26 protein-coding genes are annotated in these 25481 nt (G+C 68.3%); 15 read left to right on the top strand and 11 right to left on the bottom strand.

Annotated elements, in window-relative coordinates:
• Positions 1–148: 148 nt before the first annotated feature.
• The gene (locus O5O43_RS12550; protein ID WP_271084229.1) at positions 149–832 is read right to left on the bottom strand and encodes a class I SAM-dependent methyltransferase; all 684 of its coding nucleotides are present in this window, start codon (positions 830–832) and stop codon (positions 149–151) included.
• Entirely contained in the window at positions 829–1914 is a 1086-nt protein-coding gene (locus tag O5O43_RS12545) for a glycosyltransferase family 1 protein (protein WP_271084228.1), read from the bottom strand. Before O5O43_RS12545 ends, O5O43_RS12550 begins: the two co-directional genes overlap by 4 nt.
• Positions 1915–2030: 116 nt before the next feature.
• On the opposite strand from O5O43_RS12545, the gene putA reads away from it, so the two are divergent.
• Positions 2031–5159 carry a bifunctional proline dehydrogenase/L-glutamate gamma-semialdehyde dehydrogenase PutA gene (gene putA, locus O5O43_RS12540; protein ID WP_271084227.1) on the top strand — a complete coding sequence of 1043 codons (3129 nt, stop codon included), beginning with the start codon at positions 2031–2033 and terminating at the stop codon, positions 5157–5159.
• Positions 5160–5209: 50 nt separating this feature from the next.
• A complete protein-coding gene (locus O5O43_RS12535) occupies positions 5210–6064 on the top strand; it encodes an FkbM family methyltransferase (RefSeq protein ID WP_271084226.1) in 855 nt (284 codons plus the stop codon).
• 3 nt (positions 6065–6067) lie between these two features.
• Here O5O43_RS12535 and O5O43_RS12530 read toward each other — a convergent pair whose 3' ends face one another.
• On the bottom strand, positions 6068–6985 hold the full coding sequence (locus O5O43_RS12530; protein WP_271084225.1) for a hydroxymethylglutaryl-CoA lyase: 918 nt from the start codon (positions 6983–6985) through the stop codon (positions 6068–6070).
• Entirely contained in the window at positions 6982–8682 is a 1701-nt protein-coding gene (locus O5O43_RS12525; protein ID WP_271084224.1) for a glycosyltransferase family 39 protein, read from the bottom strand. Before O5O43_RS12525 ends, O5O43_RS12530 begins: the two co-directional genes overlap by 4 nt.
• A gap of 65 nt (positions 8683–8747) precedes the next feature.
• On the opposite strand from O5O43_RS12525, the gene O5O43_RS12520 reads away from it, so the two are divergent.
• Positions 8748–9479 carry a glycosyltransferase family 2 protein gene (locus O5O43_RS12520; RefSeq protein ID WP_271084223.1) on the top strand — a complete coding sequence of 244 codons (732 nt, stop codon included), beginning with the start codon at positions 8748–8750 and terminating at the stop codon, positions 9477–9479.
• A 145-nt stretch (positions 9480–9624) separates the two neighbouring features.
• Positions 9625–10050 carry a hypothetical protein gene (locus O5O43_RS12515; protein ID WP_271084222.1) on the top strand — a complete coding sequence of 142 codons (426 nt, stop codon included), beginning with the start codon at positions 9625–9627 and terminating at the stop codon, positions 10048–10050.
• A gap of 190 nt (positions 10051–10240) precedes the next feature.
• Here the strand turns inward: O5O43_RS12515 and O5O43_RS12510 are convergent, their stop codons facing one another.
• The 3 genes from O5O43_RS12510 to O5O43_RS12500 form a co-directional block, all read right to left on the bottom strand.
• Entirely contained in the window at positions 10241–10597 is a 357-nt protein-coding gene (locus tag O5O43_RS12510) for a hypothetical protein (protein ID WP_271084221.1), read from the bottom strand.
• Positions 10594–11247: a polyhydroxyalkanoate synthesis repressor PhaR gene (gene phaR, locus O5O43_RS12505; RefSeq protein ID WP_271084220.1), complete on the bottom strand. Its 654-nt coding sequence runs from the start codon at positions 11245–11247 to the stop codon at positions 10594–10596. Before phaR ends, O5O43_RS12510 begins: the two co-directional genes overlap by 4 nt.
• 74 nt (positions 11248–11321) lie before the next feature.
• Positions 11322–12032, bottom strand: coding sequence for a hemolysin III family protein (locus O5O43_RS12500; RefSeq protein ID WP_271084219.1), 711 nt, complete (start codon positions 12030–12032; stop codon positions 11322–11324).
• Between the two features lie 181 nt (positions 12033–12213).
• Between O5O43_RS12500 and O5O43_RS12495 the strand changes: the two genes are divergently transcribed.
• From O5O43_RS12495 to accD, 8 genes are read left to right on the top strand one after another with little or no spacing between them, the layout of a single operon-like run.
• Positions 12214–13389 (top strand): acetyl-CoA C-acetyltransferase, encoded by a 1176-nt coding sequence (locus O5O43_RS12495; protein WP_271084218.1) that lies wholly within the window; start codon positions 12214–12216, stop codon positions 13387–13389.
• Complete coding sequence (locus O5O43_RS12490; RefSeq protein ID WP_271084217.1) at positions 13386–14285, top strand: class I SAM-dependent methyltransferase; 900 nt, start codon at positions 13386–13388, stop codon at positions 14283–14285. Before O5O43_RS12495 ends, O5O43_RS12490 begins: the two co-directional genes overlap by 4 nt.
• A gap of 38 nt (positions 14286–14323) precedes the next feature.
• The gene (locus O5O43_RS12485; RefSeq protein ID WP_271086434.1) at positions 14324–15013 is read left to right on the top strand and encodes a pseudouridine synthase; all 690 of its coding nucleotides are present in this window, start codon (positions 14324–14326) and stop codon (positions 15011–15013) included.
• Entirely contained in the window at positions 15010–15642 is a 633-nt protein-coding gene (locus O5O43_RS12480) for a phosphoribosylanthranilate isomerase (RefSeq protein ID WP_271084216.1), read from the top strand. The genes O5O43_RS12485 and O5O43_RS12480 overlap by 4 nt, the downstream gene beginning before the upstream one ends.
• Positions 15643–15692: 50 nt before the next feature.
• Positions 15693–16907 carry a tryptophan synthase subunit beta gene (trpB, locus tag O5O43_RS12475; RefSeq protein WP_271084215.1) on the top strand — a complete coding sequence of 405 codons (1215 nt, stop codon included), beginning with the start codon at positions 15693–15695 and terminating at the stop codon, positions 16905–16907.
• Between the two features lie 2 nt (positions 16908–16909).
• A complete protein-coding gene (locus O5O43_RS12470) occupies positions 16910–17341 on the top strand; it encodes a hypothetical protein (protein WP_271084214.1) in 432 nt (143 codons plus the stop codon).
• On the top strand, positions 17338–18168 hold the full coding sequence (trpA, locus tag O5O43_RS12465) for a tryptophan synthase subunit alpha (protein WP_271084213.1): 831 nt from the start codon (positions 17338–17340) through the stop codon (positions 18166–18168). The genes O5O43_RS12470 and trpA overlap by 4 nt, the downstream gene beginning before the upstream one ends.
• Before the next feature lie 10 nt (positions 18169–18178).
• Positions 18179–19078 carry an acetyl-CoA carboxylase, carboxyltransferase subunit beta gene (accD, locus tag O5O43_RS12460; RefSeq protein WP_271084212.1) on the top strand — a complete coding sequence of 300 codons (900 nt, stop codon included), beginning with the start codon at positions 18179–18181 and terminating at the stop codon, positions 19076–19078.
• Here the strand turns inward: accD and O5O43_RS12455 are convergent.
• Positions 19075–19470, bottom strand: coding sequence for a DoxX family protein (locus tag O5O43_RS12455; RefSeq protein WP_271084211.1), 396 nt, complete (start codon positions 19468–19470; stop codon positions 19075–19077). The genes accD and O5O43_RS12455 overlap by 4 nt on opposite strands.
• Before the next feature lie 51 nt (positions 19471–19521).
• Here O5O43_RS12455 and O5O43_RS12450 point away from each other — a divergent pair, with 51 nt between their 5' ends.
• Complete coding sequence (locus O5O43_RS12450; protein WP_271084210.1) at positions 19522–20799, top strand: folylpolyglutamate synthase/dihydrofolate synthase family protein; 1278 nt, start codon at positions 19522–19524, stop codon at positions 20797–20799.
• Between the two features lies 1 nt (position 20800).
• On the opposite strand, the gene O5O43_RS12445 is transcribed toward O5O43_RS12450, so the two are convergent.
• The gene (locus tag O5O43_RS12445; RefSeq protein WP_271084209.1) at positions 20801–22462 is read right to left on the bottom strand and encodes a thiamine pyrophosphate-binding protein; all 1662 of its coding nucleotides are present in this window, start codon (positions 22460–22462) and stop codon (positions 20801–20803) included.
• A 90-nt stretch (positions 22463–22552) separates the two neighbouring features.
• Here O5O43_RS12445 and O5O43_RS12440 point away from each other — a divergent pair, with 90 nt between their 5' ends.
• Entirely contained in the window at positions 22553–22690 is a 138-nt protein-coding gene (locus tag O5O43_RS12440) for an entericidin A/B family lipoprotein (RefSeq protein WP_271084208.1), read from the top strand.
• Between the two features lie 56 nt (positions 22691–22746).
• On the opposite strand, the gene O5O43_RS12435 is transcribed toward O5O43_RS12440, so the two are convergent.
• Positions 22747–24108 carry a glutamate--cysteine ligase gene (locus O5O43_RS12435; protein ID WP_271084207.1) on the bottom strand — a complete coding sequence of 454 codons (1362 nt, stop codon included), beginning with the start codon at positions 24106–24108 and terminating at the stop codon, positions 22747–22749.
• A gap of 73 nt (positions 24109–24181) precedes the next feature.
• On the opposite strand from O5O43_RS12435, the gene O5O43_RS12430 reads away from it, so the two are divergent.
• Positions 24182–24388, top strand: coding sequence for a hypothetical protein (locus O5O43_RS12430; protein ID WP_271084206.1), 207 nt, complete (start codon positions 24182–24184; stop codon positions 24386–24388).
• A 367-nt stretch (positions 24389–24755) separates the two neighbouring features.
• Here O5O43_RS12430 and O5O43_RS12425 read toward each other — a convergent pair whose 3' ends face one another.
• Positions 24756–25469, bottom strand: coding sequence for a 16S rRNA (uracil(1498)-N(3))-methyltransferase (locus O5O43_RS12425; protein ID WP_271084205.1), 714 nt, complete (start codon positions 25467–25469; stop codon positions 24756–24758).
• Positions 25470–25481: the final 12 nt, after the last annotated feature.

Raw genomic sequence — 25481 nt, 5'->3', positions numbered from 1 at the left:
CCGCGCGATGCGGAGCGGCGTCCCATGCGGACGATGTCAAAGAGCGGCCGGTATTATAGGGCCGTCCGCAGGGCATGACGGATATAGAGCCCCAACACTCTGAAATTGCTTTGCCGAACAATCGCATGGCAGGCTGGCGAGTGTTGGGTCAGCCGGCCTGACGGTCCCACTCCGCAATGCGTTTCGCGACCGCGTCGAGCGCCCAGAGCGAGAGGTAGTGGTCCGACCAGAGGGGCTCCGGCAGGCTGTAGGGCGCCGCCCGCAGGTCCAGTTCGCGCGAGGCGCCGGGTCGGAACATGTAGAGCTCTTCGTTCATCGCCCCGGCGTTCGAGGTGATCAGAAGCCATCGCGAGCCTGACGCCGCCATGTTGCGGAGCGCTGAGCGGACGTCCGCCTCATACAGGTGGTTGATCAGGTCCTTGCAGAAGATCAGGTCGGCGGGCGCGGGGATCTCGGCGACGATGTCCAGAACCTCGAACCGCCTGTCGGGATGGGCGATGCGGTTGCGGGCGATCAGGGGTTCGACGATGTCGTAGCCGACGTAGTCGACGCCGGGCCGGTCCTTCAGGAACTGGTCGATCCAATGGAAGTCGCCGCAAGGGATGTCGGCGATGGAGCGAACGTCGAGTTCGTCACAGGCTCGCGTAAGAGCACTGATCGCATGGGCGACCTGGCCGGAACTGCGATCCGATCCGGGACCAGAGACGGATTCGCCGAGCGCCCAGCGACGCGTGCGAAAGACGGTCTCGAACCGCTGGCGATTGGTCGGATTTCGCAGCCCGTACGCGGGCACGAGCCGGCGGCGGAGCGACCGCCACAGGCGATCGATCAAGCGGCGGCCCGGCGGCGGACGCGGGCGATGCGGCGCAGGCGACGCCAGAACCGGCCACGATCCGGCTCGGGATAGGGTTCGAGGTTGGCCACGAATTGTTCGGCCGAGGCGCGCCAGCTGAATTTCTCGGCATAGGCGCGCGTGGCGGCGCGGTCGCATTTCAGCGCCTCGAGACAGGCGGTCTTCAGGTCCTCGTCGATGGCGCCGGCGTTGGAGCCGGGGACCAGGTCGATGGGACCGTGGGCGGGGTAGGCGGCGACCGGGGTGCCTGCGGCCATGGCCTCCAGGATCACCAGGCCGAAGGTGTCCGTCCATGAGGGGAAGACAAAGACGTCGGCGTCGCGGAAGCAGCGCGCCAGCTCTTCGCCGAACTTGGCGCCGAGGAATTTGGCGTTCGGATATTTGGCCTGAAGCTCGGCGCGGGCCGGGCCGTCGCCGACGATGATCTTGGTGCCCGGCAGATCGGTCTCGAGGAAGGCCTCGATGTTCTTCTCCACCGCCACCCGACCGACGTTCAGCCAGTAGGGACGCGGCCAGTCCTTACCGCCCAGATCGTCGAAGATGCGTTCGAGGTCGGGCCGGAACTGGTCGGTGTCGACGCCGCGCGTCCAGGGCGAGATGTTCTTGAAGCCGTGTTCCTCCAGCTCCTTCTTGAGCGTGGGGGTGGCGACCATCAGCCGTCCGGACGGCTTGTGGAACCACTTCATATAGGCGTAGCCAACCTGGACCGGGACCGGGAACCGGGCCGAGATGTATTCCGGGAATTTCGTGTGATAGCTGGTCGTGAAGGGCAGTTTCCACTCCACGCAGATGCGGCGGGTGGCGATGCCGATCGGGCCTTCGGTTGCGATGTGGACCGCCTCGGGCTCCAGCGCGCGCAGCTTTTCGCGAATCTCTTCTTCCGCCCCCAAGGCCAGCTTGATCTCGGGATAGGTCGGCGCCGGAATGGTGCGGAATTGGCTGGGTTCGATGACCTCGACCTCGTGACCCATGGCGCGGCATTCCGCGACGGTCCGGGTCAGGGTGCGGACGACGCCGTTGACCTGGGGCTCCCAGGCGTCAGTGGCCAGAACGATGCGCATGTGTGGGCGGCGGGCTCTCACCGTGGCGGGGCGATGAGCATTAGCGCCTTGTTTCGAGGAATGCGAGATGTCGCGGACCCCTCCCGTTCCGTCGCGGAAGGGTCTATGTGCGCGCCATGAACGCACACGTCACGCCGCCGGTCGCCCTCTCTCAGGATTGGGACACGCTGGATCAGGGCAAGTTCGCCGACGAACCCTCGACCGTCCGGGCCTTGCTGGCCGCCTCTCCGCTGGACGCCGCCGCCCGTCAGGCCGTGGTGGACGAGGCCGTCCGCCTGGTCGAACACGCCAGGAAGAGCCAGAAGAAACAGGGGGTGGTCGAAAGCTTCCTGCAGGAATTTTCGCTCGGCACCCGCGAGGGTCTGGCCCTGATGTGTCTGGCCGAGGCCCTGCTGAGGACGCCGGACGAGGATACGCGCGACCGGCTGATCGCCGAAAAGATCGGCTCGGCGGACTGGGCCAGCCATCTGGGGCAATCCGACAGCCTGTTCGTCAATGCCTCGACCTGGGGGCTGATGCTGACGGGCAAGCTGGTGGACGCCGACGAACAGGCCAAGACCGACCTGCCGGGCTTCCTGACCCGCGTCGCGGGGCGTCTGGGCGAGCCGGTGATCCGCCAGGCCGTGGCCGCCGCCGTGCGCATCATGGGCGAGCAGTTCGTGGTCGGGCGGACGATCGAATCGGCTCTGAAGCGCGCCAACCGCGAGGACTGGCTGTGCAGCTTCGACATGCTGGGCGAGGGCGCGCGCACCGCCGCCGACGCCGAACGCTATGAGCGGATCTACGCCGACGCCATCACGGCCGTGGGCAAGACGGCCAAGGGGCAGGGGCCCGAGGTCGGCCACGGCGTCTCGGTCAAGCTGTCGGCCCTGTCGCCCCGCTATGAGGCGACCCACGAAGGCCGGGTCTGGGACGAGCTCTATCCGCGCATCAAGCGGCTGGCCCTGATCGCGGCCCGCGCCGACATCAACTTCACCATGGACGCCGAAGAGGCGGACCGTCTGGCCCTGTCGCTGAAGCTGCTGGACCGGCTGGCGCGCGAGCCGGAGCTGGGGAACTGGCAGGGGCTGGGTCTGGCGGTTCAGGCCTATCAGAAGCGGGCGCCCGAGGCGATCGCGCGGATCGCCCAGTTGGCCAAGAGCGCGAACCGGCGGCTTATGGTCCGTCTGGTCAAGGGCGCCTACTGGGACACCGAGATCAAGCGCGCCCAGGTCATGGGCCGGACCGACTATCCGGTGTTCACGACCAAGGCGTCGACCGACCTGAACTACCTGGTCTGCGCGCGGGCCATGATCGATGCGGCGCCGCATCTGTACGCCCAGTTCGCCACCCACAACGCCCACTCCCTGGCCGCCGTGCATCGGATGGCCAAGGACGCCGGGGTCAAGATCGAGTTCCAGCGCCTGCACGGCATGGGCGAGGCCCTCTACGAGGCGGCGGCAGAGACCTTCGGCGCCATGACGGTGCGCGCCTATGCGCCCGTCGGCGGGCATGAGGACCTGCTGCCCTATCTGGTGCGCCGCCTGCTGGAGAACGGAGCCAACTCGTCGTTCGTCCACGCCCTGCTGGATGAGCGGGTGCCCGCCTCCGCCGTCGCCGCCGACCCCATCGCCTCGGTCGAGGCTCACCCCGACCGTCACGCCAAGATTCCCACGCCCAAGGACATGTACATGGACCGCCAGAACTCGCTCGGCCGCGACTATTCGCAGAAGGTCGACCGCGAACGGCACGCTGCGGCCCTGCAGAAGGTCGATGCGGAAAAGCTGACCGCCGGCCCCATCGTCGGCGGCAAGCTGATGGCCGGGACGAACGCCCAGGACGTCACCAACCCCTATGACCGGACCCAGGTGCTGGGCCATGTGTCCGAGGCCTCGACCCAGGACATCGACAATGCGGCCGATGCGGCGGCCAGGGCCCAGATCGCCTGGGACCGGGCGGGTGGGTCGCGCCGGGCGCCGGTGCTTCGGGCTATGGCCGATGCGCTGGAAGCCGACATGGACCGGTTGGTGGCGCTGCTGTCGCGAGAAGCCGGCAAGACGCTGAACGACGGCGTGGCCGAGGTGCGGGAGGCCGCCGACTTCTGCCGCTACTACGCCATGCTGGCCGAGAAGGATTTCGGCGGGCCGCAGACACTGAACGGGCCGGTGGGCGAGACGAACCGGTTGGTGCTGCACGGGCGCGGCGTGTTCGCCTGCATCAGCCCGTGGAACTTCCCCCTGGCCATCTTCACGGGTCAGGTCGCGGCGGCGCTGGCGGCCGGCAATGCGGTGCTGGCCAAGCCGGCGGAGCAGACGCCGCTGATCGCGGCGGAGGCCGTGCGCCTCTATCACAAGGCGGGACTGAACCCCGACCTGCTGGCTCTGGTCCCCGGGCGCGGCGAGACGGTGGGCGCGGCCCTGGTGTCGCATCCGGGTGTGGACGGCGTGGCCTTCACCGGCGGGACGGATACGGCGGCGGCGATCAACCGCTCCATCGCCGCGCGTCCGGGCGCCATCATCCCCTTCATCGCCGAGACGGGTGGGCTGAACGGGATGTTCGTGGATACGACGGCCCTGCGGGAGCAGGTCATCGACGACGTGATCCTCTCAGCCTTCGGCTCGGCCGGTCAGCGATGCTCGGCCCTGCGGGTGCTGTATGCGCCCAAGGATTCGGCCGACAGCCTGATCGAGGGGTTGAAGGGCGCCCTGGCGGCTCAGGTGCTGGGCGACCCGTCAGACCCGGCGTCGGACATTGGGCCGGTGATCGACCCGGAGAGCCGCCAGAACCTGGAGGCCCACGTCCTGCGCCTGCAGAAGGACGCGAAGATCGTGGCCCGGGCCATGATGCCCGACGGCTCGGAACGCGGCGACCTGTTCGCCCCGACCATCGCCGAGATCCCGACGCCGGACTATCTGGAACGGGAGGTCTTCGGCCCGATCCTGCACGTCTATCGCTACGACCCCAAGGACCTGAAGACGGTGGCGGGCAAGCTGGCGGCGCGGGGCTACGGCCTGACGCTGGGCGTCCACTCGCGCATCGAGGCCTTCGCCGAGGAGGTGATCGAACTGGTCCCGGCCGGCAACGTCTACATCAATCGGGGCGTCACGGGCGCGGTGGTGGGCGTGCAGCCGTTCGGCGGCGAGGGTCTGTCGGGCACAGGTCCCAAGGCGGGCGGGCCGAACAGCCTGATCCGCTATGCGTCGGAAAGGGCGATTTCGAACAATATTTCGGCGCAAGGCGGCGACCCGGCGCTCTTGAACCTGTAGCGGTCGGCGAGCGTGAGAGTGTTGGCTGGCCGATGAGTTGGATGAAGCGGATGGCGCGGTCGACGCGCGCGCTGCGTCAGGCGTGGGGCCTGTCCCCCATCGCGGCGACGCCGGAGCCGATGCAGCGGTATTTCTATCTCGGCCAGGAACTGGCCCTCGTGCGGTTGAACGCCGGGGCCCTGCTGTATGTGGATCCGCTGGACGAGCATGTCAGCGCCAACGTCATCGCTCACGGCAATTGGGAGCGGGGGCTGCACGAGGCGGTGCTGTCGTTGCTGGCTCCGGGCGCCAGGGTCGTCGAGGTGGGGGCCAACATCGGCTACTACACGATCAACATGGCCCTGCGGGTCGGGGCCGGCGGCCTGGTCACCGCGCTGGAGGCCAATCCCCGGATGGTGGGGCTGATCGAGCGGTCGGCGCGCATCAACAGCGTGCAGGAGCGCATCCGCCTGATCGGCAAGGCGGCGATGGATGCGCCGGGAGAGGTCACCTTCGTCACCTCGCGCCGGAACTCGGGCGGCGGCTTCGTCAGCATCTGGTCGCACGTGCCCTATGACGATGGCCAGACCATCACGGTCGAGGCGGTGCGGCTGGACGACCTGGACTGCGGCCGCGTCGACATGATCCGCATCGACGCCGAGGGGACCGAGCCCTTCATCCTGCGCGGGGCGGAGGCCATCCTGAAGGCCCACCCCGACATCGTCGTCGTCATGGAGTGGAGCGTGATCCAGATGGCGTCGCGCACCTCCGTGCCCGAGTTCGTCGAATGGCTGGCCGCCATGGACTTCCAGTTCTGGCGTCTGGGCTACGACGGGGTCATGACGCCTGTCTCGGCGGAAGGCATGACCACGCTGGAAATCTGCGACGTGGTCGCCGCGCGCAAGCCGCCGAAGCGCTGGAGCTGAGCCCTAGATCTTCGGCCAGCCGCCGGCGCGGCTGAGAGCACTGGGGGCAGGGCGGCCGATCTTTTCGCCGATCCAGCGGGCGGTCTCGATCAGGGCGTCGAGGTCGTAGCCGGTGGAATAGCCGGCGCGCTCCAGCATGTAGACCAGATCCTCGGTCGCGACGTTGCCAGTGGCGCCGGGGGCGAAGGGGCAGCCGCCGATACCGCCGACGGAGGCGTCGAGAATATCGACCCCCGCCTCGACGCCCGCATAGGCGTTGGCGACGCCGGAGTTGCGGGTGTCGTGGAAATGCAGGCGAAGGGCAGCGTTCGGCGCGGCCTTCCGGGCGGCCTCGACCTTTTTGGTCACGCTCCAGGGATCGCCGACGCCGATGGTGTCGGCCAGAGCGATCTCCTGCACGCCGAGAGTGGCGATCCGACCGACGATGTCGGCGACTTGATCGACGGAGACCTCGCCGTCGAAGGGGCAGCCCCAGACGCAGGAGATGGTGACCGAGAGGGAGGGCGCGGCGTCGCCGGGCGCGGCATTGTGACGGCGGCCGACGATCTCCTGGAGCATGGCCTGCTGGCCCGCGACGTCGAGGCCCTGATTCTTCAGGCCAAAGCCGTCGGTGGCGGCGACGGAGACGTTGACCTCGTTCACCTGGGTGGCGATGGCGCGCTCATAGCCCTTGGCGTTGAGGACGAGGCCGATGCGGCTGCGGCCCTCGGCCGGGGGCAGGGCGGCCATGACCTCTTCGGCGCCGGCCATCTGGGGGACCAGTTTCGGATGGACGAAGCTGACGGCCTCGATGCGGCGGGCGCCGGCGTGTTCGAGGCGCAGGGTCAGGTCGGCGCGGGTGGCGGGGTCGAGGATCGCCTTCTCGTTCTGCAGGCCGTCGCGGGGGCCGACTTCGACGATCTGGATCGGGCGCGGGCTCAACGGCGTGGCTCCGTCTCGGGCGGCGTGGAGGCGTCCGGCGGGGCGTAGACGGTCAGGCGGACGTCGTCGCCGCTGGAGTAGTTGTGGCCGGTGACGACGCCGACGGCGCGGCCGGGAACGCCCGTCGCGGCCGTGGCCTGACGGAAGGCCTCGTCGTCTCCGGCCTCGACGATGGCGGGACGGCCTTCGACGAGGGCCTGGGCGGCTCCGGCGGCGTCGGTCAGCTGGGTGTCGCGGCCGGTGACGAAGACGAAGCTGGGTTCATGGAAGGTGGTGATGGCGACCGGGCCCGGGGTCAGGCCCTGACGAGGCGACAGGCCGTTCTTCTCCAGCATCTTCTCCAGACGCGGGGCGATGGAGAGGGGGCGCAGTTGGCGGATGGTTCCGGCCAGGGCCGCGTGGGCGACGATGCCGAAGCCGAGCGCGATCAGGACGCCGGTGACGGCCGCGCGATTGAGCAGCAGGAACCCGCCGATCAGGGCGGCCATGGCGGCGCAGACGACGGTGATCGTGGCCCAGGTCTGGGCCGTCGAGGTGCCGAAGGCGGTCAGGCCGTAGACGGTGATGCCGCTGATCAGGACGGCGGCGAAGACGGCCAGGCCCGCGCCGGCCCAGCGCGAGATCCTGCCGATCGGCTGGGTCAGTGCGGCGGCCATCAGAAGGGCGATCGCCCCGAAGGTGGGAAGGGTGTAGTGGGCCAGCTTGGTCGGGGCGAGCTCGAAGATCAGCCAGCAGGGGACCAACCAGCAGACGAGGAAGCGGATCGCGGGCTCGGCGCGTCGGCTCCAGCCCGTCGAGAGGGCGGCGGGCAGCATCAGGGTGGCGGGGAAGAGGAGGAGGGGGGAGATCACGGCGTACATGCCGATGAAGCCGCCGTGGCTTTCGTCCGCGCCGGTGACCTTGTTCCCAAGGTCGTTGCCGAGGGCCTCGCGCCAGAAGCCGCCGTCGGTGGCGATGGTGACGGCGATGGCCCAGGGACCGACGATCAGGATCAGCAGGGGCAGACCCCAGCCCCATCCCAGCCGCTTCAGCCAGGCCCACTGGCGATCCCAGAGGCAGAGCATGATCAGGGCGGGAACGACGACAAGGAGGCCGATGGGCCCCTTGATCAGGATGGAGAGACCCAGACCGATCCAGAACATCAGCTTCCAAGGCCGCTGGGTTGGGTCGCCTTTGATCAGGGGGGCGACGCGGGACGCCATGTAGAGCCGCGCCAGACCGGCCATGGCCAGGGTGACCGAACCGCACAGCATGGCGTCGGTCTTGGCGATCCCGGCCTCGGACGAGAGCAGGAAGGTCGCGCCCAGCATGGCCCCGCCGAGGAAGCCCGCCCGCGCGCCGAACAGGGCCGCTCCGGCCCAGGCGCAGGCCCATGCGGCCAGCATGGCGCCGATCAGGGACGGAATGCGGTAGGGGGCGATGTCGCGGTTCTCGACTTTGGACGTCAGGCCCACGGCCGCGGCCTGCATCCAGTAGATGCCGACGGGCTTCTTCCAGCGCGGGTCGTCCTGGAATCGGATGTCGACGTAGTCGCCGCTCTCCAGCATCTGAGACGTGGCCTGAGCGTAGCGGCTTTCGTCGCGGTCCAGCGGCGGCAGGAGAAGAAGGCCGGGCAGGCCGGCGATGAGGGCGACGAGCGCCGCCAGCAGAGGGCCGCGCCAGCCGGCGATGTGGCGATCCAGGTTCGGGCGCGTCATCCGTCCTAGCTACACGAACATGAACGGGGCTGCGAGCCGGTCGAAATATGAGCTAGAGAGCGAGGATGCAGAGCGTCGAAGCCCCAGACATCTCCATCGTCGTGCCGGTGCACAATGAGTCCGGCGCAGCCGTGCCCCTGGCGCGCGAGATCGCGGCGGCCTTCGGCGGGCGAGCCTATGAGATGATCTTCGTCGACGACGCGTCGAAGGACACGACCCTGGTCGAGCTGAAGGCCGTGATGGCCGAACTGCCGACGCTACGGGTGCTGGCGCACACGACCAACGCCGGCCAGAGCCGGGCGGTGCGCACGGGCGTGCTGGCGGCGCGCGGCGCGATCGTGGTGACCCTGGACGGGGATGGGCAGAACCCGCCGGAGGATGCGCCAAAGCTGGCTGACATGCTGATCGCCGCGCCGCCTCAGGTCGCCCTCGTCGGCGGGGTGCGCCAGAAGCGCCAGGATTCGCAGGCCAAGCTGTGGGCTTCGCGCTGGGCCAACCGCATCCGCAAGCGGCTGCTGGGCGACGACGCCGACGATACGGGGTGCGGGCTGAAGGCCTTCCGCCGCGACATCTTCCTGCGGCTACCCTATTTCGATCATGTGCACCGCTATCTGCCGGCGCTGGTGATCCGCGAGGGGTACGAGAACCGCTATCTTCCCATCGGCCATCGGCATCGGGAGACGGGGCAGTCCAAGTATACCAACTGGGGGCGGCTGAAGAATTCGTTCTCGGACCTTCTGGGCGTGATGTGGCTGAAGACCCGGTCTCGGCGGCCGGGGGCGATCAGCGAGTTCTAGCGTCCTGCTGATAAGCCGCGCTCAAGCAGTGAGCCGCCGCGCGGCGAGCGGTAGCGCCCCAAAAAAGCGACAGCCGTAGCCGTATGGAGCGAACGGGAGTATCCGTCGTTGACAAGCTGCGCCGTTGCAACGCGAGAGACAGACGATGCTGATCGCCATACCCCTGCTGGTCATTCCGGTGGTCTTGTACAACATCGTCGTCCTGTCCGGTCTGGGCGGCGGCGGACTGGCGGCGGCGGACGAGAGCCTGCGTCAGGCGATGTTCTCGATCCCGATGACGTCGGGGGCCAGCTGGAACGTGGGGGTCGGCGACCTGATCCTGTTCCTGTCGCTGATCCTGTTGTTCTTCGAACTGCTGAAATCGACGTCAAGCCAGAAGGTCGCGATCGTCAATCACGCCCTGTCGATGATCCTGTTCGTGGTCTGCCTGGTCGAGTTCCTGCTGATCCGCGGCTTCGCGACCTCGACCTTCTTCCTGATCGTGACGATGGTCATGCTGGACGTGCTGGCCGGGTTCATCGTGACCATCATCTCGGCCCGCAAGGACCTGGACTTCGGCGGCGGTAGCTGATTCCTGAGGCCTGACCTTGGCGGAAACCGCTCACACTTTTCCGGGTCAGGCCCTAGATCAGGGCTGCGAAGATCAAGGACACGACGATCACGTCAAAGGCTTTGGCGGCGAAGGCGAGGGTCATGGCGGCGTCCGAAAAACGGAAAGTCGCCTGAACGGCTGCAAGGGCCGGGCCAGAATTCTCCTGTCGCTAGAGTTCCGTCTTCTTGATCAGTCCGGCGGGCGGACGGCGGTCCTTTTCGCCCGAATATTCGGCCCCGAGGTAGCTGGCGCGGGCGGCATCCATGACAGGCGGGCCGCCCTTCAGGCCTTTGCGCTGGCCCGTCTGGCCATACATCTGGGCCGCAAAGGCCGCCGCCGGATCGGCAGGGTTGATATCGGCAGGAGGGGGCAAGGCGGCAGGGCTTGCCGGGTCGGGGGCCTCATCGACGACCTTGCCGATCGGGACCAGTTCGCGGCTGGAGGAGCCGGCGCGGCGTTCGGCCTCGCGGCGCTGGGCCGAGCGTCGGTCGCTGACCGATCCGACAGGGCGGACGCCGTTGGTCACGGCTTGTCGGCGGCGGGGGGCGCGCCCGCGAGGCGATCGATCTGGGCGCGCATCTCGTCCATCTGACGACGCATCTCGTCCAGGGCCGGGTCGGCGGCGGCCGCAGGCTGGGCCGGGGAGGCGGGGTGCGCCGAGGTTTCCCCGTCGGTGCGGCCGTAGGCGAAGGCCGGGAACATCTTCATGGCGTTCTGGAACATGGCCATGTTCTGCTTGGTGGCGGCCTCCAGGAAGCTCGTTCCCATCATGCCGGCGGCCGGATTGGCGCCCATGACCTTGGTCATCTGGTCGCGGAACTGCTCCTGCTGGCGTGAGAAGTTTTCCAGCGACATCTCCAGATAGGACGGCAGGACGCCTTCCATATGGCCGCCGTAAAAGCCGATCAGCTGACGCAGGAACTGGACGGGCAGAAGGGCCTGGCCGCGGCTCTCTTCCTCGAAGATGATCTGGGTCAGGATCTGACGGGTCAGCTCCTCGTTGGTCTTGGCGTCGAAGACGACGAAGTCGACGTTCTCCCGCACCATCTTGGCCAGGTCCTCGAGGGTGACGTAGGTCGAGGTTGAGGTGTTGTAGAGCCTGCGGTTCGCGTATTTCTTGATGACCACCGGCTCGCCGGACCTGGTCTTTCCGCCCTGGGTATGGGTGTCGGCCACTGGAGTGTCCTTGTTGCTATGCGGTTGTTATCCCGCACTGCGAAGCCGGGCGCCAGTGGTGTTACGCTTTCGTGTCAGGCCATGTTCGGAGCGAGCACGACCCCGACGAGAACGGCGGCCCAGTGGACCCCCGCGCCCGCCACCACGAAGCCATGCCAGATGGCGCGGCGGTACTTCAGCTTCGGTGAGATGAAGAAGAAGACGCCGGCGGTGTAGATTAGGCCGCCCAGAACCAGAAGGCCGAGCGCGATCGGATGGACGGTGTCGATCATGGGCTTGAGCGCCAGCACCGCCAGCCAGCCGAACAGGACATAGACTCCGCTCCAGAAGGCGTCGGAGATGCGCGGCGCCACCAGTTTCGCCGCCACGCCCGCGAAGGCGATGGACCAGACCACCAGGGTGAAACCGATCGACCACCCACCCTCGAACCTCTGGGTCGTGAAGGGGGTGTAGGAGCCTGCGATCATCAGGAAGATGGCGGCCTCGTCCAGTCGACGCAGCACCGGACGGGCCGCGCAGGGCCGGGTCAGGTTGTAGATGGTCGAACAGGTCAGCATGGCGATCAGGCAGAGCGCGTAGATCGCCGTGGCGAAGATGGCTCCGAACCCGGCATAGAAGGCCGAGAGGACGGCCAGGACGACACCGCCGACGGCGGCCAGGGTCAGGCCCACCACGTGGACGACCAGATCGGCCGTGTGTTCCGCCGGCGACTGATAGTGCTCCTCCAGATCGATCTGATCCGGGGTGCAAATTCGTTGGGCGTGGCGCTTCAGGGTGTTCAGCATGGTCCCACAAACTCGGCTCTTCTGCCTGTCGTTCCCTCGATACTGGCGACCGGGGATGACTTTCCGCTGAACAGGACCTGCGGACGTGACGAAGGCGCTCGGATGCGGCAGAAACGCCACGCAAAGTTTCCAGCGGCCTAACGGTGCTCCCCGCCGTTGAGACCCGAGCAAGGATCGCCTCATGACTGATGTCGTCATCGTCTCCGCCGCCCGCACCCCCGTTGGGTCCTTCCTGGGCGGCCTCAGCAGCCTGCCTGCCTCGAAGCTGGGTGAGATCGCCATCAAGGCGGCGCTGGAGCGGGCGGGCGTGGCTCCGGCCGATGTCGACGAGGTCATCCTGGGCCATGTGCTGCAGGCGGCGGCCGGACAGGGGCCGGCGCGTCAGGCTTCGATGGGGGCAGGCATTCCCAAGGAGACCCCGGCCTGGAGTCTGAACCAGATTTGCGGCTCGGGCCTGCGCGCCGTGGCGCTCGGCTATCAGCAGATCGCTCTGGGCGACGCCAAGGTGATCGTCGCCGGCGGTCAGGAGTCGATGAGCCTGGCGCCCCACGCCCAGTACCTGCGTGGCGGCCAGAAGATGGGCGACATCTCCCTGACCGACACCATGATCAAGGACGGCTTGTGGGATGCCTTCAACGGCTATCACATGGGTCAGACGGCCGAGAACATCGCGACCCGGTTCGAGATCAGCCGCGCCGCGCAGGACGCCTTCGCCCTGGCCAGCCAGCACAAGGCCGAGGCGGCGCAGAAGGCCGGCAAGTTCGACGAAGAGATCGTGCCGGTGGTGATCGCCGGCAAGAAGGGCGACGTGACCGTCGACAAGGACGAATACATCCGCCACGGCGCGACCCTGGACTCGATGGAGAAGCTGCGTCCGGCCTTCACCAAGGACGGGTCGGTGACGGCGGCCAATGCCTCGGGCCTCAACGACGGGGCGGCGGCGCTGGTCCTGATGTCGGCCGATGAGGCTAAGGCGCGCGGGCTGGAGCCGCTGGCGACCATCCGGTCCTGGGCCACGGCGGGCGTCGATCCGGCGGTGATGGGCACGGGGCCGATCCCGGCCTCGAAGAAGGCGCTGGAGAAGGCGGGCTGGACCGTCGCCGATCTGGACCGCATCGAGTCCAACGAGGCTTTCGCCGCCCAGAGCCTGTGCGTGCTCAAGGAACTGGGGCTGGACCCCGCCAAGGTGAACGTCAACGGCGGCGCCATCGCCATCGGCCACCCCATCGGAGCTTCGGGCGCGCGCATTCTGACGACCCTGCTGCACGAGCTGAAGCGCGAGGGTCTGACGAAAGGTCTGGCGACCCTGTGCATCGGCGGCGGCATGGGCGTGGCGATGTGCGTGGAACGCGCTTGACCTCCATCCTTTACGGCCGCCCGCCGCTGGTCTTCGATCCGCCGGGCGCGGCGATCCAGACCTCTCCGCAAATCCCCGGCTCGACAGCGCTGGAAAGCCTGGCCGATGGGTCGGTCGAGGCCGCCATGGTCTATGCGCCGCCTGGCGTGCTGGAGCGGCGCTATACGCTGGCGCAGGCGCTGCGGGCGCTGAAGGTCGGCGGGCGGCTGGACGTCATGGCGCCCAAGGACAGGGGCGGGTCGCGGCTGAAAAAGGAGCTGACGGCGTTCGGACTGGAGGTCGGCGAGACGGCCAAGGCGCACCATCGCCGCTGCGTGGTGATCAAGACCGGGAACGAAACGGGGCTGGAGGCCGCCACCGCGGCCGGCGCGATGCAGGTCGTGCCGGGGCTGGAAGCCTGGTCGCAGCCGGGCGTGTTCGCCTGGGACCGGATCGACGCCGGGTCGGCGCAACTGGCGGAGCATATGCCGATGCTGAAGGGCGTGGGGGCCGATCTGGGGTGCGGCTACGGGGCGCTGGCGACGGTGGTCCTGAAGTCGGAAGCCGTGACCTCGCTGCGGCTGATCGATCTGGATCGCCGGGCGATCGAGGCGGCGCGCAAGAATGTCGAGGAGGCGCGTGTGTCGTTCGAGTGGGCCGACGTGCGAACCATCGAAGCGGCGGGCGATCTCGACTTCATCGTCTCGAACCCGCCCTTCCATGACGGCGGCGCCGAGGACCGGCGCCTGGGGCAAGCCTTCATCAGGAAGGCCGCCGAGATGCTGAAGAAGGGCGGGACGTTGTGGCTCGTGGCCAACCGGCACCTGCCCTATGAGGCCGAGCTGAACACCGCTTTCAAACGGGTCACGCCGATGGGCGACGGCGGCGGATACAAGCTGTTCGAGGCGGTGAAGTGAAGACATCGACGGCTCGGGTCGACAAGCTGCTGGGGTCGATGGGTTATGGCTCGCGGAGCGAGATCGCGCGGCTGGGCAAGGTCGGAGGGATCGTGCTGGACGGCGTCGATCTGACCGATGTGTCCAAGCGGATCGGGGTGACGGCGGACTTGACCGAGCGGATGCGGATCGACGGGCGTCCGCTGGATCCGCCGGCGGGGCTGGTGCTGATGCTGAACAAGCCGCTGGGCATGACCTGTTCGCACAAGGAGGACGGGGCGCTGGTCTATGACGTTTTGCCCGAACGGTGGCGTCGGCGCGATCCGGCCATCTCGACCATCGGGCGGCTGGACAAGGAAACGTCGGGGCTGCTGCTGCTCACCGACGATGGCGACCTGCTCCACCGGGTGATCTCGCCCAAGCGCCATGTGGCCAAGGTCTATCGGGCCACGCTCGCAAGGCCGCTGGTCGGGACCGAGGGCCCGCTGTTCGAGGCGGGCGGGCTGGTGCTGGAGGGCGAGGACAAGCCGTTGGCGCCGGCGTCGCTGGAGACGCTGTCGCCGACCGAGGCTCGGCTGACGGTCACCGAGGGCCGCTATCACATGGTGCGGCGGATGTTCGCCGCCGTGGGCAACCACGTCGAGGCCCTGCACCGCGAACGGGTGGGGGGACTGGCTCTGCCGGACGACCTGGCGCCGGGGGACTGGCGGCTGGCGACGGCGGCGGAGATCGAGGCGATCTTCCAGTGACCCGCGCCAAGATCTGCGGCCTGACGACACCCGAGACGCTGGACGTGACGCTGGACCACGGCGCGGCGTTCGTCGGCGCTGTCTTCTTCGCCAAAAGTCCCCGGAACATCTCGCCTGAGGACGCGCGGCCCATGTTCGAGCGGGCGCGGGGACGGGCGGGCATCGTGGCGGTGACGGTGGATGCGGACGACGATCTGCTGAGCCGGATCGGGGCGCATCTAAGACCGGACTTCGTGCAGTTGCATGGGCGCGAGACGGTGGCGCGTGCGCACCAAGTGCGGACCCTGACCGGGGCGGGGATCTTCAAGGTGCTGTCGGTGCGGACAGCCGAGGATCTCGAGGCGGTCGCGGACTGGGAGGATCATGTCGAGCATCTGATGTTCGACGCGAAACCGCCGGAAGGATCGGTCCTGCCCGGCGGGGTGGGGGCGTCCTTCGACTGGTCGATGCTGGCCGGGCGGACATTCCGGAAGCCGTGGTTCCTGGCGGGCGGCCTGACGCCGGACAATGCGGCCGAGGCGGCGCGGATTTCGGGGGCGCCCCTGCTGGACGTGTCCTCTGGCGTCGAAAGCGCGCCGGGTGTTAAGGACGCGGCCCGGATCGCGGCCTTTCTGAAGGCCGTCGTCTGAACGACCCGCCCGGCCGTATTTCGGGCGTACGCCTGCGTGAAAGCTGACCTGTGAACGCCATCCTTCCCAATACCTATTCCATGCCGGACGCGGAGGGCCGTTTCGGTCCCTACGGCGGGCGGTTCGTGGCCGAGACCCTGATGCCGCTCGTTCTGGAGCTGAACGACGCTTACGAGGCGGCCAAGGCCGATCCGAGCTTCCAGGCCGAGTTGGACGACTATCTGACCCACTACGTCGGGCGGCCGAGCCCGCTGTATCACGCCGAACGGCTGTCGGCGCACCACGGCGGGGCGGACATCTGGTTCAAGCGCGACGAGCTGAACCACACGGGCGCGCACAAGATCAACAACTGCATGGGCCAGATCCTGGTCGCCATGCGGATGGGCAAGAAGCGCATTATCGCCGAAACAGGCGCTGGCCAGCACGGGGTGGCGACGGCGACCGTCTGCGCCCGCTTCGGCCTGCAATGCGTCGTGTACATGGGCGCGACGGACGTCGAGCGGCAGTCGCCGAACGTCTTCCGCATGAAGCTGCTCGGCGCCGAAGTGGTGCCGGTGACCTCGGGCCGCGGCACGCTGAAGGACGCGATGAACGAGGCGATGCGTGACTGGGTCACCAACGTCGAGGACACCTACTATCTGATCGGCACGGCGGCGGGGCCGCACCCCTATCCGGCCATGGTGCGCGACTTCCAGTCGGTGATCGGCAAGGAGACGCGCATCCAGATGCTCGCCCGCAAGGAAAAGCTGCCGGACGCGGTGGTCGCGGCCATCGGCGGCGGATCGAACGCCATCGGCCTGTTCCACCCCTTCATCGACGATGCGGGCGTTCGGATGATCGGGATCGAGGCGGCGGGACGCGGGCTGGACGGCCCGGACCATGCGGCCTCGATCCAGGGCGGTCGGCCGGGCGTGCTGCACGGCAACCGCACCTATCTGCTGCAGGACGCCGACGGGCAGATCGTGGAAGGCCATTCGATCTCGGCCGGCCTCGACTATCCGGGCATCGGGCCGGAGCACGCCTGGCTGAAGGACATCGGTCGGGCTGAGTATCGCACGGCTACGGATGCGGAGGCGCTCGAAGCCTTCCAGCTGTGCTCGAAGCTGGAGGGGATCATCCCGGCCCTGGAGCCCAGCCACGCCCTGGCGCGCATCGGCGAGATCGCTCACGAGGTCGGCAAGGGCGGCGACGTGGTGCTCAATATGTGCGGGCGGGGCGACAAGGACATCTTCGCCGTGGCGAAGCATCTGGGCGTGGAGCTTTAGGAATGACGATGTTTGCGAGCCTGATCGGCGCGGCCCTGATCCAGACGGTGACCCCGGCGCCCCTGCCGCTGCAGGTCGAGGTGCCGACGATCGAGGGCGTGACCGCGGATCCGACGTGCGGCGGGCGGCCGCCCCTGGCGAGCCGGGCGACCTGTCTTGCCACCACCCAGGCCGGGATCGAATCGACGGTCGATGTCCTGACCGCCGATTTCGCGCGCCAGGGCTGGATCGCCGCCGACGGCGGGGACAACCGGGTCATCTATGTGCGGCGTCGGGCCGAGGGCGGCTGCGACGGCTTCCAGGTCATGGCCTTCGCTGGAAACGACAACATCAGCGCCCCCGCGGCCCCGGCCTATCTCGCCATGGCCGCCATTCCGGGCAACGTCTGCGCGGCTCAGGCCGCCCCCACGACCACGCCGGCGGCGCCGCAGTGACCACGGCCCGCATCGACGCCCGTTTCGCCGCACTCAAGGCCGAGGGCCGGGCCGGGTTCGTGGCCTATGTCATGGCCGGAGACCCCTCACGTGAGGACGCGCTGGAGATCCTGCGCGGTCTGCCGGGCGCGGGGACCGACATCATCGAACTGGGCTTCCCCTTCTCGGACCCGATGGCCGAGGGGCCGCCGATCCAGCGGGCGGCTTTACGCGGACTGAAGGCCGGACTGACGCTGAAGGGCACGCTCGATCTGGCCGCCGCCTTCCGGGCGAGCGACGCGGACACCCCCCTGATCCTGATGGGCTATCTCAATCCGATCGAGAGCTATGGCTATGAAGCCTTCGCGCGCGATGCGGCGGCTGCGGGGGTGGACGGCTGCATCGTCGTGGATTGCCCGCCGGAGGAGGCCGATCCGCTGACGGATGCGCTGGATGCGGCCCAGGTGTCGCTGATCCGGCTGGCGACGCCAACGTCGGACGACGCCCGTCTGGAAGTGATTGCGCAGCGGACATCAGGCTTCGTCTACTATGTCTCGGTCGCCGGCGTGACCGGTGTGAAGGAGGCGCAATCCGCCTCGGTCGCTCCGGCCGTCGAGCGGGTGCGCAGGGCGTCCAATCTGCCGGTCGCGGTCGGGTTTGGGGTCAAGACGCCGGAGCGGGCCGCCGAGATCGCGCGCGTCGCAGACGCCGTCGTGGCCGGCTCTGTTCTGGTCGACGAGGTCGCGGCGGCTCTGGACGCGAACGAACCGGCCGCCCCCCGCGTTCTGTCCAAGGTCAAGGCGCTCGCCGACGCGGTGCGGGGTGCGCGCGTGAAGGAAAGCGTCTAGAGGCACGCCGATGGCTGACAAGAATCCCCCCAAGGCCCCTCAGGAAAAGCGCGGCGGCTGGCTGAGCCGGTTCGCGCCCGGCGTCCGCAAGATCGTCAGCAGGCGCGACACGCCGGACAATCTGTGGGTCAAGGACCCGGATTCGGGCGAGATGCTGTACCGGTCCGACCTGGAGGCCGCCCAGTGGGTGACGCCGTCCGGCCGGCACATGCGCATCAATGCGACCCAGCGGCTGAAATACACCTTCGACAACGGGCAATATGAGCCGATCGCTTCGCCCGACGTGGTCGAGGACCCGCTGAAATTCTCGGACGGCAAGTCCTATCGCGATCGCCTGTCGGCGGCGCGCAAGGCGACCGGATCGAAGGACGCCATGTCTATCGGTTTCGGCCGGATCGCCGGGACGGAGGCCGTGGTCGTGGTGCAGGACTTCGCCTTCATGGGCGGGTCGCTGGGCATGGCCGCCGGTGAAGGCTTCATCGCCGCCGCCCGCGCCGCCATCGAGCGCGGCGTGCCCCTGGTCTGCTTCACCGCCGCCGGCGGCGCCCGGATGCAGGAGGGCGCGCTAAGCCTGATGCAGATGGCGCGGTCGACCCTGGCGGTGCAGGAGCTGAAAGACGCGCAACTGCCCTACGTGGTGGTCCTGACCGATCCCACGACCGGCGGGGTGACGGCCAGCTACGCCATGCTGGGCGACATCCATCTGGCCGAGCCGGGCGCCCTGATCGGCTTCGCCGGACCGCGCGTGATCGAGACCACCATCCGCGAGAAGCTGCCGCCGGGCTTCCAGCGGTCGGAGTACCTGCAGGAGAAGGGCATGGTCGACCGCGTCGTCGCTCGCGCCGACCTGCCAGAGACCCTGGGCAAGCTGCTGTCGATGCTGATGGGCGGGAAGCGTCTGGCGGCCTAGGCGCTCCGCCGAAAGGGCCAAGCGATGACGTTGCCGGCCCAGAGACAGGCCCAGACGATCACCGGCTGAAGCAGCAGACGCGGACCGTGATAGGCCCAGCCGAGCAGGGGGCGGACCCTGTCCAGGTCGATGACGGCATGGTTGATGTTGGCAGGGAAGACGCAGACGCAATAGAGCGCCAGCGCGATCGCGGCCCAACGCCGTGTGCGGGGACTCATCAGTCCAAGGGCGCCGGCGATCTCTGCGACGCCGGTCAGTCGCACGACTTCGAACGCCATGGGAACCCAGTCGGGTGTGATGTCGACGAAGGGTTCGGGAAACAGCAGATGAAGCCCCCCGGCCGTCGCGAAAGCGATGGCGAGCAGCGTGCGAAGAACGGATCGAGCGGTCACCGGCGAACCGTAAGCCATCACATCGACGCGGGAAGTCGGTAAGGAGTGACGATGGATCCCGTCTCCGAACGCCTGCGTCTGCGCCACCCGCAGAAGATCGACCTGTCGCTGGACCGGATGCGGACGCTGTGCGCCGTGCTGGGCAATCCGCAGGACCGACTGCCGCCGGTGATTCACGTCGCCGGAACCAACGGCAAGGGCTCGACCATCGCCTTCATCCGCGCGATGGCGGAGGCGGCGGGGCTGAAAGTCCATGTCTACACCTCGCCGCATCTGGTGCGGTTCAACGAGCGGATCCGGCTGGCGGGGGAGTTGATCTCCGATGAAAAGCTGTCGGCCATCCTCGACCGCATCGAGGCGGTGAAGGGCGTAGAGACCACGGTGTTCGAAAGCACCACGGCCGCCGCTTTCGTGGCCATGGCCGAGACGCCGGCGGACCTCGCCATCATCGAGGTGGGCCTGGGCGGGACCCTGGACGCGACAAACGTCATCGAGCGGCCGCTGCTCAGCGTCATCGCGCCGGTGGACCATGACCACGCCGAGTTCCTGGGGACCGAGCTGGCCGGGATCGCGGGCGAGAAGGCGGGTATTCTCAAGGCCGGGGCGCGCGGGCTGATCGCGCGACAATCGGAGGAGGCGATGGCGGTGATCGCGGCCAGGGCTTCGGCGGCGGGCGTTCCTCTGACCGTTATGGGGGTGGATTTCGACGCCTGGGACGAGCGTGGCGGCATGGTCTTCCAGGATCAGGAACAGGCCTTCGACCTGCCGGCACCGGCGCTGACGGGGCAGCATCAGGTGGCCAACGCCGGCTTGGCGACGGCCGTGGCCCTGGAACTGGGTCTGTCGGTCGAGGCCATCGCGCGCGGGGTGGCCGCGGCGAACTGGCCGGCGCGGATGCAGCGGCTGTCGACCGGTCAGTATGGCGAGATGGCGCGCGCGGCGGAGGCCGAGCTGTGGCTGGACGGTGGGCACAATCCGCATGCCGGGCGAGCGCTGGCGGAGGCCTTGGCGGAGCGTCAGAGGAAGGCGCCGAGGCCGCTGGCCCTGATCGTCGGCATGCTGGCCAACAAGGATCACGGCGGGTTCTTCGAGGCGCTGAGAGACAGCGACGCCCATGTCTTCACCGTCGGCTTCGAAGGTGCTGCGGCGGAGCCGGAGGCGCTGGCGGCGGTGGCGCGCGGCCATGGGCTGGGGGCGCAGGCGGCCGAGAGCGTCGAGGCGGCGCTGGAGCGCGCGCTCAGGCTGGGCGCCGGTCGGGTAGTGATCTGCGGTTCGCTGTACCTGGCGGGCGAGGTGCTGGGGGCCAGCGAGGAGACCTGGCCCCGCTAGGTCATTTGTTCCGCAGCCCCGTGATCGTGCGGTTCGGCGCGATGTCCTCGGCCGAGGTGATCAGATGCACCAGAGCGGGCCGATCCTTGGCGGCGTCGCGGGCGGCCTGCAGCGCGGCTGGGAAGTCGGCGGTGGTCTCGCAGCGGATGGCGAAGGCGCCGAAGGCTTCGGCGTATTTGACGAAGTCCGGGTTCTTCAGGTCGGTGGCGATGACGCGGCGGGGATAATGACCCTCCTGGTGCATGCGAATGGTGCCGTAGGTCCCGTTGTCGACCAGGATGACGATGGTGTTGATGCCGTGCTGGACGGCGGTGGCCAGTTCCTGACCGGTCATCATGAAGTCGCCGTCGCCGGCGACGCAGATCACCTCGCGCCCGGGCTGTAGGGACTTGGCGGCGATGGCGGCCGGGTATCCGTAGCCCATGGCGCCTGAAGTCGGAGCCAGCTGGGTGCGGCAGGCGCGGTGACGATAAAAGCGGTGCAGCCAGGCGGCGAAGTTGCCGGCACCGTTGGTGACGATGGCGGTCGGCGGCAGCACCTCGCCGAGGTGGGCCATACACTCCGACATGTTGACCGCGCCCGTGACCGAAACGGGGGTCGAGAAGGCCTGATAGTGGTCGTGGGCGGCCTTGGCGGCGTCATGCCAGGTGCGGCCGGGCTCCAGCGTCGACAAGGCGAGGGCGGCGAGGCTGTTGTCGGCGACGGCGCTGATCAGCGGCCTCCAGACCCGACCCAACTCCTCCGGGCCGGGGTGGATGTGGACCAGCTTGTGGGCCGTCTCGTCGCGGGTGAACAGGGTGTAGCCCTGGGTCGGGTTCTCGCCGAGCCGGGCGCCGAGAGCGATCAGGAGGTCGGCGTCTTTGGCCCGCTTCATCAGCTCGGGATTGCAGCCGAGGCCGAGGTCGCCCGCATAGTTCGAGCGGTCATTGGACAGGATGTCCTTTCGGCGGAACGACAGGGCGACGGGCAGGCCCAGACGCTCGGACCAGTCGCCGATGGCGGCGGCGGCCTCCTCGGTCCAGCCGGAGCCGCCAAGCACCAGCAGGGGGCGTTCAGCCTTCGCAAGCCAATCCTGCAGCTCCTCGAGAAACGCCGGGTCCAGACCCGCGCGAGCAGGAATTATTGGGGTGGGCTGCGGTGCGGGGCCGCCGGGTTCATGCAGGATGTCTTCGGGCAGGGCGATGACGACCGGACCCATGCGACCCTGTTGGGCCGTGGCGAAGGCGCGTTCGACGATCTCGACGGTGCGGTCGGGGCTCTCAAGTTCGGTGGCCCATTTGGCGAGGCCGCCGAAGACCTCGCGGTAGTCCACCTCCTGGAAGGCGCCGCGGCCCCGGTCGGTCAGGGCGATCTGGCCGACGAACAGGATCATCGGCGTGGAGTCCTGACGCGCCGTGTGCACCCCGATGGAAGCATGGGTCGCGCCCGGTCCGCGCGTGACCATGCAGACGCCGGGCCTGCCGGTCATCTTGCCGTAGGCCTCGGCCATGTTGGCGGCGCCGGCCTCGTGGCGGCAGGTGATGACCTTTATTTCCGGATGGTCGACCAGGGCGTCCAGCACGGCCAGATAGCTCTCGCCCGGCACGCAGAAGACGCGGGTCACGCCGTTGATCGCGAGGGTTTCGACGAGGCGGCGGGCGGCGGTTCCGGCGGGCTGGGTCATGCCGACGACCTAGCAGATCGCCGGCGCGCTTGACCATGGAACCTGCAGTGACGCTTGGCGTTTTCGGAGCTTCACCGTTGGAGCTTCACCATGAAAAAGATCATCACCCTATCCTTGGTCGCCGCCGCTCTGGCCGTTTCGGCCTGCAACACCGTGTCGGGCGTCGGCCGCGACGTCTCGGCCGCCGGCAACGCCGTGACCTCGGGCGCGGAGCAGGCCAAGAACTAGGCCGAACTCGACGCGAGACATTGAAGGCCCGCCGGATTCCGGCGGGCTTTTTGCTGTCAGTAGGCGAAGTCGCGATAGATGCGGTCGACGTCGCCCTTCCACTCGCCGTGGTAGAGGTCGAGCATTCGCTCGGCCGGAGTGATCCCGCTGTCAGCGATGTCTTCCAGTTCGGCCAAATAGCCGCGCTCGTCCACCATGCCGCCCGAGAAGCGGGCGCGGTTCTTCAGCCCCTGTTTGGCGATGGCGACCATGTCGACGGCGATGTCGCGGACGGATCGGCCGGCGACCTCCGCGCGGAGGCCCAGCCTGGTCACGTCGCGACGCAGCCGCTCGTGGTCCTCGATGTCCCAGTCCTTGCAGAGGTCCCAGGCGGCGGCCAGCGAGGGTGCGTCGTAGAAGATGCCGGTCCACAGGGCGGGCAGGGCGCAGATGCGGCTCCAGGGGCCGCCGTCCGAGCCGCGCATCTCGAGGTACTGTTTCAGACGGACCTCGGGGAACAGGGTGGTCAGGTGATCGCCCCAGTCCTTCAGCGTCGGCCGCTCGCCGGGCAGGGCGGGCAGCCGGCCGTCCAGGAAATCGCGGAACGACTGGCCCGAGGCGTCGATGTACCGCTCGCCTCGCTTGGCGAAATACATCGGAACGTCGAGCGCATAGTTGGCGTAGGTCTCGAAGCCGAAGCCGTCCTGGAAAACGAAGTTCAGCATGCCGGTGCGGTCGGGATCGGTGTCGGTCCAGACATTGGCGCGGGCGGACAGGAAGCCGTTGGGCCTGCCTTCCGTGAACGGACTACAGGCGAATAGCGCGGTGCCGATGGGCTGAAGCGCGAGACTGGTGCGGAACTTCGACACCATGTCGGCTTCGGAATCGAAGTCCAGATTGGCCTGGATGGTGCAGGTGCGCAGCATCATGTCGAGGCCGAGCCCGCCCCTCTTGGGCATATAGGACCGCATAATGTCGTAGCGGCCCTTGGGCATGACGGGGATGTCTTCGCGCCGCCATTTCGGATCGAAGCCGGCGCCGAGGAAGCCGAGGTTGAGCTCATCGGCCACCATCTTCACCTCCATCAGGTGCTGGCCGGTCTCGGAGCAGATGTCGTGGATGGTGTGGAGCGGGGCGCCGGAGAGTTCGAACTGGCCGCCGGGTTCGAGCGAGATGGAGGCGGTGAAACCCTCGCTGTTCTTGCGCTCCAGGGCGATGACGTGGCCGGCCTCCTCGACCGGCGACCAGCCGAAGCGCTGCAGGCCCGTCAGCATGGCCAGGATGCCGTTGGGGCCCTCATAGGTCGGGCGGCGCAGGGTGGATTTGTCGAAACCGAATTTCTCGTGCTCGGCCCCGACGCGCCAATCGGACTTCGGCTTGATGCCCTTGGACATGACGCCGACCAGGTCGTCGAAGGAAAGCGGCGTCTGATCAGTCATGGGGGCCCCATCGGGCGTCTGGCCCGTGGCCGCTAGATGGGCGACATTGACGCAGGTCTCAAGGGGGTGAGCGATGCGTCGCGGAGCGTTCGTCGAGGCGAGTTACGCAGGCCGGTCTGGGACGGCCAAGGCGCTGCTGGAGGCGGAGGGGATCATCCTGCGCCGGCCGCTGGGTCTGACGATCCCGCGCGGGTCGATGCGGGGGCTGACGGTCGATGGCGGCGACCTGGTCGGACAGGCGGAGCAGGGGCCGTTCCGGCTGGGCCTCGGGGCCGGATAGGCGCTGAAGCGGAAGACGAACCTGGAGAAGCCCCGGCCGACCCTGGCGGAGAAGATGGGGTTGGCGCGGGATCAGGCGGTCTGGCTGTTCGGAATGCTGGAGGGGCTGGAGTTGAAGGGCGCTCTGGCGGGAATCGTCAGCGTCGAGGCGGATGGAGCTGCGCAGGGCGTTGCCTGCGTCACAGAGCCAGACGCAATGGAGGCCGTGGCGGCTCTCGCGCCATCGCCGGTCTGGATCGTCCATGGCAGGGGCAAGGGAGCGGCATTCGGCGACAATGCCGTGCGCGCGGCGATGCGAGCCGAGGGCTGGATCGACATCAAGGCCTGCGGTGTGTCCGAGACCCTTTCGGCGACGCGCTACAACGGCACTAGCGTTCCCAGTCGCCGACGGCGGCCTGCCACAGCGTCATGGCGGCGATGGCGGCGGTGTCGGCGCGCAGGATGCGGGGGCCCAGCGACACGGCAGTGGTGAAGGGCAGGGCCCGCAACCGCTCGCGTTCTTCCGGTGAGAAGCCGCCTTCGGGACCGATCAGGATGGCCCAGGAGCCGGATTCGGTGACGGCCGAGGCGACCGGGGCGCCCCCGGTCTCGTCGCAGAACATCAGGCGACGGGACGCGTCCCAGACGTCCAGGATCGCGTCGAGCTTGATTGGGTCGTCAACGGGCGGCACGTCCATGCGGCCGGTCTGTTCGGCGGCCTCCTCGGCGATGGCGTCGAGGCGATCGAGGCGGATGCGGTCGGCGTTGGTGCGCTGGGTGATGACGAGGCGGACGCGGGCCGCGCCGAGTTCGGCGGCCTTCTCGACGATGGTCTCGACGCGGGCCTTCTTCACAACGGCGACGATCAGCTCGAGGTCGGGACCGTGGGCCTGGGCCCGCACCTGTGCCTCGGCGCGCAGGACGACGCCCTTCTTGAGCACCTCGGCGACCGTGACGCGCCACTCGCCGTCCTCGCCGTTGAACACGAGGAGAGGGTCGCCGGCCTTCAACCGCATGACCTGGGTGAGATAGCGGGACTGGTCGAGCGTGGGCGCGATCGCCGCGCCGGCGGACAGAGGCTGGGGGACGTGAAGGCGGATCATCTTGCCTCCTTA

The sequence above is a fragment of the Brevundimonas sp. NIBR11 genome (genome assembly GCF_027912535.1).
Lineage (GTDB): Bacteria > Pseudomonadota > Alphaproteobacteria > Caulobacterales > Caulobacteraceae > Brevundimonas.
The sequence above is the reverse complement of the archived record's forward strand: the minus strand, read 5'-3'. Positions and strand labels throughout refer to the sequence as shown.

Coding starts and splice junctions, on each gene's coding strand:
- O5O43_RS12545 (WP_271084228.1), bottom strand. CDS start 1,914: ATGCGCATCGTTCTGGCCACTGACGCCTGGGAGCCCCAGGTCAACGGC.
- putA (WP_271084227.1), top strand. CDS start 2,031: ATGAACGCACACGTCACGCCGCCGGTCGCCCTCTCTCAGGATTGGGAC.
- O5O43_RS12535 (WP_271084226.1), top strand. CDS start 5,210: ATGGCGCGGTCGACGCGCGCGCTGCGTCAGGCGTGGGGCCTGTCCCCC.
- O5O43_RS12525 (WP_271084224.1), bottom strand. CDS start 8,682: ATGACGCGCCCGAACCTGGATCGCCACATCGCCGGCTGGCGCGGCCCT.
- O5O43_RS12520 (WP_271084223.1), top strand. CDS start 8,748: ATGCAGAGCGTCGAAGCCCCAGACATCTCCATCGTCGTGCCGGTGCAC.
- O5O43_RS12515 (WP_271084222.1), top strand. CDS start 9,625: ATGCTGATCGCCATACCCCTGCTGGTCATTCCGGTGGTCTTGTACAAC.
- O5O43_RS12500 (WP_271084219.1), bottom strand. CDS start 12,032: ATGCTGAACACCCTGAAGCGCCACGCCCAACGAATTTGCACCCCGGAT.
- O5O43_RS12495 (WP_271084218.1), top strand. CDS start 12,214: ATGACTGATGTCGTCATCGTCTCCGCCGCCCGCACCCCCGTTGGGTCC.
- O5O43_RS12485 (WP_271086434.1), top strand. CDS start 14,324: ATGGGTTATGGCTCGCGGAGCGAGATCGCGCGGCTGGGCAAGGTCGGA.
- O5O43_RS12470 (WP_271084214.1), top strand. CDS start 16,910: ATGACGATGTTTGCGAGCCTGATCGGCGCGGCCCTGATCCAGACGGTG.
- accD (WP_271084212.1), top strand. CDS start 18,179: ATGGCTGACAAGAATCCCCCCAAGGCCCCTCAGGAAAAGCGCGGCGGC.
- O5O43_RS12450 (WP_271084210.1), top strand. CDS start 19,522: ATGGATCCCGTCTCCGAACGCCTGCGTCTGCGCCACCCGCAGAAGATC.
- O5O43_RS12445 (WP_271084209.1), bottom strand. CDS start 22,462: ATGACCCAGCCCGCCGGAACCGCCGCCCGCCGCCTCGTCGAAACCCTC.
- O5O43_RS12440 (WP_271084208.1), top strand. CDS start 22,553: ATGAAAAAGATCATCACCCTATCCTTGGTCGCCGCCGCTCTGGCCGTT.
- O5O43_RS12435 (WP_271084207.1), bottom strand. CDS start 24,108: ATGACTGATCAGACGCCGCTTTCCTTCGACGACCTGGTCGGCGTCATG.
- O5O43_RS12430 (WP_271084206.1), top strand. CDS start 24,182: ATGCGTCGCGGAGCGTTCGTCGAGGCGAGTTACGCAGGCCGGTCTGGG.
- O5O43_RS12425 (WP_271084205.1), bottom strand. CDS start 25,469: ATGATCCGCCTTCACGTCCCCCAGCCTCTGTCCGCCGGCGCGGCGATC.